This window comes from Mesonia maritima (genome assembly GCF_042433895.1).
Classification (GTDB): domain Bacteria; phylum Bacteroidota; class Bacteroidia; order Flavobacteriales; family Flavobacteriaceae; genus Mesonia; species Mesonia maritima.
The window spans coordinates 134,885-147,728 of sequence record NZ_JBHLUA010000006.1 but is presented as its reverse complement, the minus strand read 5'-3'; the positions used below and the strand labels follow the sequence as shown (position 1 = coordinate 147,728).

Sequence of the window (12,844 nt, the reverse complement as noted above, 5' to 3'; positions counted from 1 at the left end):
CAGAATGAGAAATATTGTTGTACTATTAGTAGCCGTTTGCGCGATTAGTTTTACGTCAGCGCAAACCAAAGTAGGAGGTGTAGAACTTCCCAATTCAGAAACTTTTGGAACGCATAAATTAATTTTAAACGGAGCCGGAGTGCGTGAAAAATTATGGATAGATTTATATGCCGGCGGTTTATATTTAACAAAAAAATCTTCAAATCCAGAAGCTATTGTTAACTCGAAAGATGCGATGGCGGTAAAATTACATATCGTTTCAAAATTAATCAGCAGCAAGAAAATGATAGATGCTGTAGAAGAAGGTTTTGAAAATTCAACCAACGATAACACAGGACCTATTCGCAAAGAAATCGATCAGTTTATAGGTCTTTTTAAAGATGAAATTCAAAAAGGAGATGTGTTCGATATTACTTATCAACCCGATAGAGGTGGAGTAGTGGCGTATAAAAACGGTGAAGAAAAAGGACTTGTAAAAGGAATGGAATTTAAAAAAGCACTTTTCGGAATTTGGCTTTCAAACCGTCCTGCCGATGATGATTTAAAAGAAGCGATGCTAGGTGAATAATATAAATTTGAAAATACCATTAATTTTAGTCAGCTTTCTATTTGCTGTAAATCTCCACGCTCAAGATATTTTTGGGAATTGGAAAACCATTAAAGAGGAAACCGGCGAAGCGCGTTCTATCGTAAATATCTATCAAGAAGATGGAAAAGTGTTCGGAAAAATTACCCGCATTTTCGAAGAAAGTAAACGTGATAAACGTTGTACAAAATGTAAAGGAGAAGATAAAGACGAAAAAGTTGAAGGTTTAGTGTTATTGAAAAATTTCACAAAAGAAGATGATGAATTTGTAGATGGCACCATTACAAATCCTGTAAATGGAAAAGTTTACGATTCTAAAATGTGGTTAGATGAAGAAAACCCCGATATTTTAAATATTCGCGGTTATGTAGGTTTTTTTTATAAAACCGTTCACTGGGAACGCGTTGATTAACTTCAACTAATTTATTTGTAAAAATCCTGATAAAACTTCAGGATTTTTTTATGCTTTTATTCGCACCGCCAAATAGTTTTCCTGAGAATACTGCTTGGACTTGCCTCGAGGTAATTTATTGTTAGATAAATCCCGTTTTTTTGCAAGCATTTTTAAAAGAAATCTATTTTTGTAATATATTCTAAAAGTATATGTCTGTATTTATCAACGTAATTTTACCACTTCCGTTAGCGAATCATTTTACTTATTATGTACCCGAAAATCTTGCAGAAAATTTGCAGGTAGGAATGCGTGTTGCTGTTCCATTTGGTAAAACAAAAGTTTACACAGGAATTATCGCAAAAATTCATCAGGAAGCTCCGCAGTTATATGAAGCAAAACCTATTGAACAAATTTTAGATGAAAAACCGCTCGTAACACCAAATCAGTTAAAGTTCTGGAACTGGATTGCAAAATACTATATGTGTACCGAAGGCGAGGTTTTAAAAGCCGCTCTACCAAGTGCTTTTTTATTAGAAAGCGAAACAGTTATCGAGCTAAATAAAAAAACTGAAATAGATGAACAAAAATTAAGCGATGAAGAATTATTAATTTATGAAGCTTTACAAAACCAATCTTTATTAAAAATTCAAGAAGTCATGCAAATTTTAGAAAAGAAAAGCGTGCTTCCGGTGATTAATAAATTGGTTGAAAAAAATGCGGTAATTGTAAACCAAGAATTAAATAAACAATACAAACCAAAATTAATTCGCTACGTAAAATTAGCTTCAGCTTATAAAGAGGAAAAAAAATTAAACACACTTTTAGATGAATTAAACCGAGCTCCAAAACAACGAACCGTAATTTTAACGCTTTTCTCTTTACAAGCAAAAATTAAAAAACCAATCGATGTAAAGTTGCTGAAGAAAGAAAGCCAAGCTTCAGCCTCAACTATAAAAACATTAATCGATAAAAATATTTTAGAAGAATATTATATTAAACAAGATCGGGTAAGTTTTGAAGGTGGAAGTGAAGCAGGAAAAATAATATTCAATGAATTTCAGCAACAAGCATTTTCCGAAATTAAAACGGCTTTTTCTACCGAAAATGTGTGTTTGTTGCACGGGGTAACATCTTCAGGAAAAACAGAAATTTATATAAAACTTATTGAAGAGGTAATTCAGCAAGGAAAACAGGTTTTGTATTTATTGCCCGAAATTGCTTTAACAACCCAATTAATAACACGTTTGCAAAATTATTTTGGTGATGAAGTGTTGGTTTTTCATAGTAAATATTCAATAAACGAACGTGTTGAAGTTTACCAACATGTGTTAGAACAAACCAAAGGGAAAATTGTCATTGGAGCGCGATCTTCCATTTTTTTACCCTTCCAGAAGTTAGGCTTAATCGTTGTAGATGAGGCACATGAAAGTACATTTAAACAGTACGATCCCGCACCAAGATATCATGCGCGCGATGCAGCGGTTGTGTTAGCGGCGCAATTTTCAGGAAAAATTTTATTGGGTTCGGCTACGCCAAGTTTGGAGAGTTTTTTTAATGCGAAACACCATAAATATGCTTACGTAGAATTATCACGAAGATTCGGAAATGTGCTTCCGCCAAAAATTGAGTTGGTCGATTTAAAGGAAAAATATAAGAAAAAGAAAATGACTGGCCATTTTTCAGATCGGTTATTAAAAGCGATTGAGGAAACTTTAGCGGAAGGAAAACAAGTAATTTTATTTCAGAATAGAAGAGGTTTTTCGCCTATTTTAGAATGTTTAACTTGCGGGCATTCGCCACAATGCCCGAATTGCGATGTAAGTTTAACCTATCATAAACATAATAATAGTTTGCGTTGTCATTATTGCGGTTATCATATCGCGATGCAATTGCAATGTATGGCGTGTGGAAGTTCAGAAATTTCAACAAAAGGATTTGGAACCGAACAGATTGAAACCGAATTAAAAGCCTTATTTCCTGAAAAAAACATCGGTCGAATGGATTTGGATACCACGCGCGGAAAATATGGCTACGAAAAAATAATCAATAAATTTGAACAACAAGCTATTGATATTTTGGTGGGGACGCAAATGCTCACCAAAGGCTTAGATTTTAGAAATGTAGATTTAGTAGGCGTTTTAAACGCCGATAGTTTGCTGAATTTCCCAGATTTTAGAGCACACGAGCGAAGTTTTCAATTATTGCAGCAAGTTGCGGGAAGAGCAGGAAGAACAAAAGAACAAGGAACGGTTTTAATTCAAACCTACAATCCTCATCATCAAATTCTTCAGCAGGTTTCTTCTAATGCTTATGAGAAAATGTTTGAAGAACAATTAGATGATCGTTATAACTTTAAATACCCGCCAATCTATCGCTTAATAAAACTGACTTTAAAAGGAAAAGATTACAATTTAGTGAACGAATCTTCAGCTTGGTTAGCGAAAGCGTTACGACAAGCGTTTAAAGAAAATGTTTTGGGACCCGAATTTCCACCGGTGGCAAGAATTAGAAATGAATATTATAAAAATATTATGGTTAAAATTCCTGCAAAACAGTCACTCGGAAAAACAAAAGAATTTATAGAAAAGTCACTAAAAACGTTTAATTCTATCGCGCAATTTAGAAAAATAAGAGTGATTGCAAATGTAGATCCTTATTAAGTAGCAGCTTTATTAGCAATTTCTTCTAACGCTTTTTCAAGATTTCGTTTTCTGTTTCTACTTAACGGAATTTCCTGATTTTCTATATTAACAATTTTGCTGTTGTAATGCTCAACACGATCTAGATTTACGATATAGGATTTGTGTACACGAAGAAATTGTTCTTTCGGTAATTTTTCTTCAAAAGCTTTCATAGTGGACAATACTGTATAGTTTTCTCCATCGGTAATTACCTTCATATAATCTCCAAAAGCTTCTACATACTTAACGGTATCCAGGTAAAGTTTGTGCTTTTTTAAATTGCTTTTAATGAAAATATAATTTTCGTCATTTGTATTTTGGTCATGTTTTAAACCATACAATTCTAACGCCTTGTCAACAGCAGTTAAAAAACGCTCTTTACTTACAGGCTTTTGTAAATAATCTACCGCTTTATAATTAAAAGCTTGAAAAGCATATTGTGTTTTTCCGGTAACAAAAATAATTTCTGGTTTATAGTCTAAATTATCCAATAAATCGAACCCAGAAAGAATAGGCATTTCTATATCTAAGAAAAGTAAATCTACTTTTATATTTTGCAGCGCACTTTTGGTTTTTAAAGCATTATTGTGCTCAGCAACTAATTCTAGGGATGGATGATCTTTAACTAATTTGGTGATCGAGAGTCTTTGTAAACTCGAATCATCTACAACGATACATTTCAATTTTGTTTGCTTCAAAATAAGTTTAGCTATTAGTTGGCATAAAAGTCTGACTTCAAAAATAATAAAACTATTCTAAAGATGCGATTAAAGTTTGAAAAAATAATGAAAATCTCTGTTGTTTGAAAGAAAAAAAAGACTTAGTTTTGCAGTCAATTTTAAACAAAATAGTATTTTATGAATCATTATGAAACTGTTTTCATCTTGAATCCCGTTTTATCTGATGACCAGGTAAAGGAGACAGTTAAGAAATATGAAGATTTTCTTAATTCTAAAGGAGCAAAGATGGTAAACAAAGAGAATTGGGGCTTAAAAAAATTAGCGTATCCAATTCAGCAGAAAAAAAGTGGTTTTTATCACTTATTTGAGTACCAAGTTGACGGTGAGGTTATCGAACCTTTAGAATTAATGTTTAGACGTGATGAGCGTATGATGCGTTTTCTAACCGTGAAACTAGACAAGCACGCTGTGGCTTGGGCAGAAAAAAGAGTTAAACGTAACAAAGAAAAAGCCTAAGGTATGTCATCTATTGAACAACAAGCAAAAGGAAAGAAAGACGGAGAAATTAGATATTTAACTCCGCTTAACATAGAAACTACAAAGACAAAGAGATACTGTCGTTTTAAAAGATCAGGAATCAAGTATATCGATTACAAAGATCCAGATTTCTTAATGTCATTTGTAAACGAGCAAGGTAAAATTTTACCAAGACGATTAACCGGAACTTCGTTAAAATACCAACGTAAAGTTTCTGTAGCTGTAAAAAGAGCTCGTCATTTAGCCTTAATGCCATACGTTGGTGATTTATTAAAATAAAAGAAACGACATTATGGAATTGATATTAAAGAAAGACGTCGAAAATTTAGGATTTATAGATGATGTGGTAACTGTTAAAAATGGTTACGGGAGAAACTATTTAATTCCTCATGGGTATGCAGAACTTGCAACACCATCGGCTAAAAGAATGCTTGATGAAACTTTAAAGCAACGCGCTTATAAAGAGAAAAAGCACATAGATGAAGCAGAAAAACAAGCAGAAAAAGTAAATAATTTAGATCTTTCACTTACCGCTAAAGCCGGAGCTGGAGATAAATTATTTGGTAGTATAACTGCTGGAGATTTAAGTGAAGCACTTTCTAAAGAAGGAGTAGATATAGACAAGAAATATATCTCTATCTTAGGAGGAAACATTAAACGTTTAGGTCAGTATGAAGCTAAACTACGTTTTCACCGAGAAGTTATTTCAACTCTTACTTTTGATGTAGTAAGCGAAGCTTAATTCATTCAAAATAAAATAAAAGCCTACCCAATTTGGGTGGGCTTTTTTATACCATAAAATCATAAAAATTATTCTATGAAATATGCCCGTTTAACCAAAGAACAGTTCGATGAATTAAACCAAGAATTCATTAACTTTTTAGCATCGCAATCGATTACTGCAGACCAGTGGCAAGATATTAAAAAGAATAAACCCCAAGTTGCTGAAGATGAATTAGACGTGTTTAGCGATTTAGTTTGGGAAGGCGTTTTAAACCAAGCCAATTATGTAGAACACCTTTCTAAAAATCAATTATTTTTATTTAAAATCGATGAAGCTAAAATGTCGTTAATCGGGATTAAAGTTGAAAACGACGCGATCGATATTCGCACAAAAGAAGGTTACCGTTGGTTACAAGATAATCTGTTAAACAATGATGTTACAATTTATACTTCAACCAAAGCCATTACCGAAGATCGGAATAAAGATATTTTTGTACTTATTCAGCAAGGAGGAAATATTACCAAAGGCGAATTATACCAGTATTTTGAAAAGATGATAGAAGTAGAGTAATTTTTACTTTATTATTCATATCGTAACGATTCAATAGGATTTTGTTTCGCCGCTTTTGAAGCCGGATAACTTCCTGAAATTATCGCGATAATTAAAGAAATTAACGTGGCCCAAATTATCGCAACCCACGGGATAGCATAATTTAACTCGGCAATGGAAGCTACAATTAAACCGAAAAGCATCCCGATGAGTATTCCTAGAATACCGCCTAACTGCCCGATAATGATGGTTTCAATAAAAAACTGAAAAGCAATCGTATTTCGTTTTGCGCCCAACGCTTTCCGAATTCCTATTTCTCGCGTACGTTCAGTTACCGAAACCAGCATAATATTCATTAATGCAATAGAAGAACCTAAAATGGTAATGATCGAAATTATCCAAGCCGCAAAATCTAAATAGCCGGTAATCTGAAAAATCTGATTAATTAAACTATCGCTACGTTCAATTCCGAAGTTATTATCTTCTTTTGGTTCGAGTTTTCTAATATTTCTGAAAGTGATAATCGCTTCATCTTGCGCTGCTTCCATAAAGTTTTTGTCCTTTACTTTTACGCTAATGTCGTAATTTGTATAAGGTTGTGTAAAAAGTGAACGGGCTTTTTGAATAGGAATTAAAACGCGTAAATCCTCATTATTTCCAAACGTAGAACCTTGACTTTCTAACACACCAATTACCTTAAATTTTGCGCCGCGAATACTAATACTTTTATTAATTGGGTTGAAACCTTTAAACAGCGCTTTTTGTATATCCCCGCCAATTATGCAAACATTGGAATTGTTATCGATATCGAACACCGAAAAATTTCTTCCTTCTTCAACTTCAAGTCCAGAATTGATTAAAAAATGTTCGTTTACACCTAAAACATTTGCTTCAGGATCTGTTTTTTCATCGTTATATTTAATTTCAGCAGCACGCGTTCCGGTAAAAGAAATTGAGGTTTGCGTCTGCGGAAAATTATAGCGTTGCTTAAAAGCTCTCGCGTCTCTATACCCAATGATCGGGTTTATTTTTCGTTCTTCACCTTGACCGCGCGTTTGGATAGTAAAATCATAACGTTGAATATTGAACGTATTCGCGCCCATTGACGCAAAATTATTCGAAATGGTGTTTTCTAAAGCATTTACCGCGCTTAAAATTCCCACAAGTGCAGAAATCCCGATTGCGATAATTAAAACGGTTAAAATAGTTCTAAGAAGCTGACTTTTAATACTGTTAAGTGCAATTCTTATATTTTCTTTTACCAGTGAGAACATAAATTTTTTTCGGGTTTACCCATAAGACGATTTTCTAACGGGAAAGTTACTTAAAAAATGTATTTTGTTTAATTATCTTTGCGTTCACAAACAAAGTTATGGCACAAAAACCAACAATACCTAAAGGAACGAGAGATTTTTCACCTTCAGAAGTTAGCAAACGAAATTATATTATTGAAACCATAAAAAGTCATTTTCAATATTTTGGTTTTCAGCCTATTGAAACTCCAAGTTTTGAGAATTCTGAAACTTTAATGGGAAAATATGGCGAAGAAGGCGACCGATTAATTTTTAAAATTCTGAATAGTGGCGATTTTTTAAAGAAAGTAAAAGACGATTTATATTCTGAAAAAGATAGTTTAAAAATCACGCCTAAGATATCAGAAAAAGCGCTTCGTTACGATTTAACCGTTCCTTTTGCGCGTTATGTTGTTCAGCATCAAAATGAAATTGAATTTCCATTTAAACGCTATCAAATTCAGCCAGTTTGGCGAGCAGATCGACCACAAAAAGGACGTTTTCGCGAATTCTATCAATGCGATGCCGATGTTGTAGGAAGTAAAAGTTTGTGGCAAGAAGTAGAATTTGTACAATTATATGATGCCATTTTTTCAGATTTAGGCTTAAAAGATGTGACCATAAAAATTAATAACCGTAAAATTTTATCTGGTTTTGCTGAAGTAATTGGCGAAAGCGATAAACTAATCGATTTTACGGTAGCGCTCGATAAGCTTGATAAAATAGGGGAGGAAAGCGTTAAAAAAGAAATGCTGGAAAAAGGAATTTCTACGGAAGCACTTCAAAAAATTGATCCGATTTTTTCTTTACAAGGAACTTTTGCTGAAAAAATTTCGGGCTTAAAAAATATTTTAGCTGATTCTGAAGAAGGTAAAAAAGGAATTGAAGAATTAGAATTTATTCAGCGAGCCATTGAAGAAATGCCGTTACAAACCGCAAGCTTAGATTTAGATGTAACCCTAGCACGGGGACTTAATTATTACACCGGTGCTATTTTTGAAGTTGCTGCACCGGAAAAGGTGAAAATGGGTTCGATTGGTGGTGGTGGTCGTTATGACGATCTAACCGGAATTTTCGGCTTAAAAAATATGAGCGGAATTGGTATTTCTTTTGGCCTCGACAGAATTTATTTGGTGTTAGAAGAACTGGATTTATTTCCTAATGAAGCGCAACAAAATACAACAGTCCTTTTTATAAATTTTGGTGAGAAAGAAGCTTTGTATGCGATGAAAGCGATTAAAAAATTGCGTGCTGCGGAGGTTAATGCAGAACTTTACCCTGATGAAGCAAAAATGAAAAAGCAAATGAATCATGCAAATAAACGTGATATTCCATTTGTGGTGCTTGCCGGAAGTAAAGAAATAGAAAGTGAATTGTTTACCCTAAAAAATATGAAAAGCGGAGAGCAATTTTCAGTTTCTGTTGCTGATTTAATTGGAAAAGTGAAATAAAAAATTAGAATGCAATAAAGAAGAAAACCTGCCAATTGGCAGGTTTTTTTATTTAAAAATTTCAATTAAATACTATGATTTTCTAGTTTCACCTAATTGAGCTTCCGATTTATACCGATTTTTGTTGCTTGGCATTTTAAAAATGATGTTACAAAGTTTTTTTGAATGGTTCCTCTATAATTCCATTTTACTTTACTTAAAATTTTTAGTATCTATTTAGCGAATTAATCCGCAATTTGTCGATAATACCAATTTGTAATTTATTATATTTTAAATTAAATTCGATTAAAATCATAAAAATAGGTTAAATTAAATTTAATATTTTAATTTTGCCTTAAATATTTCCCCCGGAATAATTTTAAAAATTAAAATCTTTGGACGAAGAAAATGCGTGTTTGATAATAAATTATTTTGTAGTTGGATATTTTTTGGGAATTATTATTGATTCTTGTTGCGATTGGAGTTTTTTTATGAGTGGTGTATTGGGAGCAACAGGTTTAATTGTAGGCTATCAGAAAGTAAAGAAAAATAATTAGGATGAAAAGAATTCTGGCAATCGATGACGAGAAACTAACGCTTTATCCGCTTGGGAAAAGCTTAGGAAACGAAGGTTATAATTTTAAAGGTCTTACAAATTCTTCTAAAGCGCGAGAAGTTATTGATGAGTTTGAACCGGAATTGCTTATTGTAGACTATAATATGCCTTTAGTTTCGGGTTTAGATATAATTAGATATGTGCGTTTAGAAAAAAAATCTAACATTCCCGTAATGGTTTTATCAGGCAATTACCAAGAAGAGTCGATTATGAAAGCTTTTGAGTTGGGCGTAAATGACTATTTAAAAAAACCGATAGGGTTAAAAGAGATTTTAGCGCGCGTTCAAAAAATATTAGGTGAAAATTATAAACCGATTGCGCAAGATAATTCAGCGACAATTGAAAAAAATTATATCGGGTTGGTAATTCCATTTCATAATGATGAAGCTTTATTACAAAGTGAAGTTTTTCTGAATTTTATAAAAAAGTCGACCGGTTATTATTTTTGTTTTGCTAATAATGGAAGCACAGATAAAACCTTAGAATTGCTAAAGGAAATTAGAAAAGGAAGAGAGGAATATATAATTATTTATAATTTCAAGAAAAAGATTGAAAAGTCTGAAGCTATACGTTTATCGGTTCTATATTTATCTCGTTTAAATTTAGGATTTATCGGCTATTTACAACCCTGGTTTATTCCGCAGCATAAAGAATTAAAAACAATTTCGAGCGATTTAGATTATTATAAAAATAAAGTAATTTTAGGTATACCAAAAACTCCTCGTATAAATTATAGTGTGTTTTTTAAAACCCTTTTTAAGCTCTTAACGGGAAGTAGCTTTCAAAATATGAATATTGGTTTTTACGTTACCGATAAGAAATTAGCCGATATTATTTTTAGACAATCTTTTTTAAGTGGAAGATTTTTTGATATAGAGGGTTTAATCCGTTTACGGGAAAATGTTGGGAAAAAAGATTTTGAAAAAATTCGTGTGCGAAAAATAATTGCTCTACAGAATGAAATTGAAAAAAATCAAGTTTCCTTTAATAGAGAAATTCGTTTATTAAAAGATTTTGCTCGGGTGTTTTCCTCTTATAAAAGTGGAAAACAAGCAGATATTAAAGCAAATTTTGAAGATAAATTTCCAAAGTATCCCAATACTATAATAGAATAGTTACTACTAATTTTTTAAATAAATATACCAATCCCAATCTGCCGGATCTCCCATACCAACGCTTGGCGTGTAGAGAAATAAATTAATTTTTGCATTTGGATTTGAAGTTCTATAGTTTTTTACGATTTGTAAATTATCGATTGCATTCCAAATACTAGTGTAATCTATGTTTTCGGGGTAATATGAAAATTCATGATATTGCACGAGTTCGATGGAAGAATTATCAGGTTGCTGAATTGGAGTTGTTAAAGTAGCAAATGTGTTTGGAGAATTTAGTTGTTCAGGAAAACTCATTTCACCTTTTCCCATCCAAATAATTGTTCCATCAAAAATTTTTTCGTTTAATTCATCATAATATAATTGCACGCTTCCAAAATCTCCAGGCGATTCATAGGTAGATGAGATTGTGAAATCTGCGGCTTCAGAGAATTCAAGCTCTTTTCCTCCTTCAAATTGATTTGTTAAAAAATCTACTTTTAATAGTGCAATTTTATTAGTTTCAGGATCGGTTTCTAATTTCGCATCATCATCATCAGAATTACATGAAAATACGAACAATAAAACGACAAGAAAATAAATATTTTTCATGATAATTAAATTTTGAACTTATATAAATTTAATTAATTATCTGGAATATAGCTATTTAATTCGCTAAATTTTTTGTTTTTTTCTTCTTGAATTAATTTTAATTTTAGTGAAAAATTGAGAAATACATTATAATAATTTTATGTGTTGCCGTTAATTTTTAGCCAATTACTTCCTTCAATTTAATTTAAAAATGGTTAATTCTTATTTTTAAGAATAAATAAATTACATAAAGTTTTCACCTTATTTTATATGAGAGGAGTTCGGTAGTGGAGACGCCCGATTTACTAGATACTTTTGAAGAAGTTTTATCTAACTCCTCTCGCCAAATGAAATTAATTACTTTTTATACTGATTGAATGATTGATTGAAAAAAAGCACCTTTTTTTAAGGTGCTTTTTTTTTGTGAAATATTTATTTTTTAAAGTTTAATGATATTCGTATAAAACTTCTACTTTTTTGGGATTGTAATTGTATTCTGGATCTCCAAAATAGTCTCGGGTTTCTTTAGTTAACATCGAATTAGCATCAAAATCGTAAGTGATGTTATAGCCGAAAAAGCTTCCATCTGAATACGTTCTTTTAAATTGAGTGATATAATTATCAGAAATATAATTTACTACATTATCTCTATAGTTTAAATTAGAAAATTCATCACTTTCCAGTAATAAATTGTTTTTCCAGTGTTCACCAAAAATATATTGGTAAAAGTTGTAGGCATCGGAACCTTGTTGTGAACTATATTGATATTCGTCTAACGTTCCACTAGCCATATCAACAGTTAATGGATTTCCATTTTGATAGTTAATGGTAGAAACGAAGGTCTGGTCATTACTTCCTGGAACCAATTCTTTATAAATTAAATTATCTGAATTTAATTTTAAATAATGAACGCTTGGGTTACCTCCTCCAAATAATCTTCCAATAAACTCAATTTCATCTCCATTATAATTAAATTCGTGTACTATTGGTCCATCTTGGCCTGTCAAAATTGCTTTAATTAAGCGGTTATCATTATCATAAAAATATTCTGTTTCAGCTAATAAATAAGTTTTCATTTTTTTAACTAAACCATTACTGTAAGTTTCCGCCAGAGCACTATCAACACTCCCATTAGAAGAAATTTTTACTTCTATGAGTAAATCATTTTGAAATGTATATTTAACCGAATGTATTTCATTATCATTATTATCAAACCGTTTAATAGTGACAGATTTTAAACTTGTTGTCGTATTTTCGTTTACATCATTTAACGTAATTGTAAAATTAGCATTATCTGAAACTCCGCTATTTTCTACTTTTATAATTCCTGATATTACAGGATTGGTTTCAAAATCAAAAAGCGTTTCGTCTAACACAGTTATTTCTCCGGTAGATGAATTTATTTCAATAGCATTTGCAGGAGTTTGGCTGGTAACGGTAAAAGTTAAGCTTCCTTGATTTGTAGTTGCCGTTAAAGTTCCCAATGTAGTATTAGGAGCGGGATTTTCATTTATGGTTGTACTGAAATCTGAAACATTTACAGTAATAGAGTTTGATACAGGATCACTCGTATCGTCACTTTCTGTACAGGAAATAAAAGCAACTAAGAAAGCTAAGCATAAGATTTTAATTTTTTTCATATATTAAATTTTTGATAGAAGGAAAATTATGTC

The 12,844-nt window shown here is 31.9% G+C and carries 14 protein-coding genes; 10 read left to right on the top strand and 4 right to left on the bottom strand.

The genetic code is table 11. The features are described 5' to 3' along the window. Positions 1 to 4: 4 nt before the first annotated feature. The 3 genes from ACFFGL_RS05125 (at position 5) to priA (ending at position 3,640) form a co-directional block, all read left to right on the top strand. Positions 5 to 568 carry a chalcone isomerase family protein gene (locus tag ACFFGL_RS05125; protein WP_309728111.1) on the top strand — a complete coding sequence of 188 codons (564 nt, stop codon included), beginning with the start codon at positions 5 to 7 and terminating at the stop codon, positions 566 to 568. A gap of 7 nt (positions 569 to 575) precedes the next feature. Next, positions 576 to 998, top strand: coding sequence for a DUF2147 domain-containing protein (locus tag ACFFGL_RS05120; protein ID WP_309728109.1), 423 nt, complete (start codon positions 576 to 578; stop codon positions 996 to 998). A 191-nt stretch (positions 999 to 1,189) separates the two neighbouring features. Further along, positions 1,190 to 3,640: a replication restart helicase PriA gene (gene priA / locus ACFFGL_RS05115; RefSeq protein WP_309728107.1), complete on the top strand. Its 2,451-nt coding sequence runs from the start codon at positions 1,190 to 1,192 to the stop codon at positions 3,638 to 3,640. On the opposite strand, the gene ACFFGL_RS05110 is transcribed toward priA, so the two are convergent. Further along, positions 3,637 to 4,359, bottom strand: coding sequence for a LytR/AlgR family response regulator transcription factor (locus ACFFGL_RS05110; RefSeq protein ID WP_309728105.1), 723 nt, complete (start codon positions 4,357 to 4,359; stop codon positions 3,637 to 3,639). The genes priA and ACFFGL_RS05110 overlap by 4 nt on opposite strands. Before the next feature lie 159 nt (positions 4,360 to 4,518). On the opposite strand from ACFFGL_RS05110, the gene rpsF reads away from it, so the two are divergent. The 4 genes from rpsF (at position 4,519) to ACFFGL_RS05090 (ending at position 6,172) form a co-directional block, all read left to right on the top strand. Further along, a complete protein-coding gene (rpsF, locus tag ACFFGL_RS05105) occupies positions 4,519 to 4,857 on the top strand; it encodes a 30S ribosomal protein S6 (RefSeq protein ID WP_309728103.1) in 339 nt (112 codons plus the stop codon). A gap of 3 nt (positions 4,858 to 4,860) precedes the next feature. Further along, complete coding sequence (rpsR, locus tag ACFFGL_RS05100; RefSeq protein ID WP_121665458.1) at positions 4,861 to 5,157, top strand: 30S ribosomal protein S18; 297 nt, start codon at positions 4,861 to 4,863, stop codon at positions 5,155 to 5,157. A 13-nt stretch (positions 5,158 to 5,170) separates the two neighbouring features. Continuing rightward, a complete protein-coding gene (rplI, locus tag ACFFGL_RS05095; protein ID WP_309728101.1) occupies positions 5,171 to 5,620 on the top strand; it encodes a 50S ribosomal protein L9 in 450 nt (149 codons plus the stop codon). Between the two features lie 75 nt (positions 5,621 to 5,695). Then, the gene (locus ACFFGL_RS05090) at positions 5,696 to 6,172 is read left to right on the top strand and encodes a DUF6495 family protein (RefSeq protein ID WP_309728099.1); all 477 of its coding nucleotides are present in this window, start codon (positions 5,696 to 5,698) and stop codon (positions 6,170 to 6,172) included. A gap of 11 nt (positions 6,173 to 6,183) precedes the next feature. Here ACFFGL_RS05090 and ACFFGL_RS05085 read toward each other — a convergent pair whose 3' ends face one another. Further along, positions 6,184 to 7,425, bottom strand: coding sequence for an ABC transporter permease (locus ACFFGL_RS05085; RefSeq protein WP_309728097.1), 1,242 nt, complete (start codon positions 7,423 to 7,425; stop codon positions 6,184 to 6,186). Between the two features lie 98 nt (positions 7,426 to 7,523). On the opposite strand from ACFFGL_RS05085, the gene hisS reads away from it, so the two are divergent. The 3 genes from hisS (at position 7,524) to ACFFGL_RS05070 (ending at position 10,604) form a co-directional block, all read left to right on the top strand. Continuing rightward, entirely contained in the window at positions 7,524 to 8,894 is a 1,371-nt protein-coding gene (gene hisS, locus ACFFGL_RS05080; protein ID WP_309728094.1) for a histidine--tRNA ligase, read from the top strand. Between the two features lie 374 nt (positions 8,895 to 9,268). Further along, positions 9,269 to 9,430, top strand: a complete 162-nt coding sequence (locus ACFFGL_RS05075) for a hypothetical protein (protein ID WP_309728092.1) — start codon at positions 9,269 to 9,271, stop codon at positions 9,428 to 9,430. A 1-nt stretch (position 9,431) separates the two neighbouring features. After that, on the top strand, positions 9,432 to 10,604 hold the full coding sequence (locus tag ACFFGL_RS05070) for a response regulator (protein WP_309728090.1): 1,173 nt from the start codon (positions 9,432 to 9,434) through the stop codon (positions 10,602 to 10,604). A 6-nt stretch (positions 10,605 to 10,610) separates the two neighbouring features. Here ACFFGL_RS05070 and ACFFGL_RS05065 read toward each other — a convergent pair whose 3' ends face one another. Continuing rightward, positions 10,611 to 11,192 carry a hypothetical protein gene (locus tag ACFFGL_RS05065; protein WP_309728088.1) on the bottom strand — a complete coding sequence of 194 codons (582 nt, stop codon included), beginning with the start codon at positions 11,190 to 11,192 and terminating at the stop codon, positions 10,611 to 10,613. A gap of 425 nt (positions 11,193 to 11,617) precedes the next feature. Next, positions 11,618 to 12,811 carry a cadherin repeat domain-containing protein gene (locus tag ACFFGL_RS05060; protein ID WP_309728086.1) on the bottom strand — a complete coding sequence of 398 codons (1,194 nt, stop codon included), beginning with the start codon at positions 12,809 to 12,811 and terminating at the stop codon, positions 11,618 to 11,620. Positions 12,812 to 12,844: the final 33 nt, after the last annotated feature.

Coding starts and splice junctions, on each gene's coding strand:
- ACFFGL_RS05125 (WP_309728111.1), top strand. CDS start 5: ATGAGAAATATTGTTGTACTATTAGTAGCCGTTTGCGCGATTAGTTTT.
- priA (WP_309728107.1), top strand. CDS start 1,190: ATGTCTGTATTTATCAACGTAATTTTACCACTTCCGTTAGCGAATCAT.
- rpsF (WP_309728103.1), top strand. CDS start 4,519: ATGAATCATTATGAAACTGTTTTCATCTTGAATCCCGTTTTATCTGAT.
- rpsR (WP_121665458.1), top strand. CDS start 4,861: ATGTCATCTATTGAACAACAAGCAAAAGGAAAGAAAGACGGAGAAATT.
- rplI (WP_309728101.1), top strand. CDS start 5,171: ATGGAATTGATATTAAAGAAAGACGTCGAAAATTTAGGATTTATAGAT.
- ACFFGL_RS05090 (WP_309728099.1), top strand. CDS start 5,696: ATGAAATATGCCCGTTTAACCAAAGAACAGTTCGATGAATTAAACCAA.
- ACFFGL_RS05085 (WP_309728097.1), bottom strand. CDS start 7,425: ATGTTCTCACTGGTAAAAGAAAATATAAGAATTGCACTTAACAGTATT.
- hisS (WP_309728094.1), top strand. CDS start 7,524: ATGGCACAAAAACCAACAATACCTAAAGGAACGAGAGATTTTTCACCT.
- ACFFGL_RS05070 (WP_309728090.1), top strand. CDS start 9,432: ATGAAAAGAATTCTGGCAATCGATGACGAGAAACTAACGCTTTATCCG.
- ACFFGL_RS05065 (WP_309728088.1), bottom strand. CDS start 11,192: ATGAAAAATATTTATTTTCTTGTCGTTTTATTGTTCGTATTTTCATGT.
- ACFFGL_RS05060 (WP_309728086.1), bottom strand. CDS start 12,811: ATGAAAAAAATTAAAATCTTATGCTTAGCTTTCTTAGTTGCTTTTATT.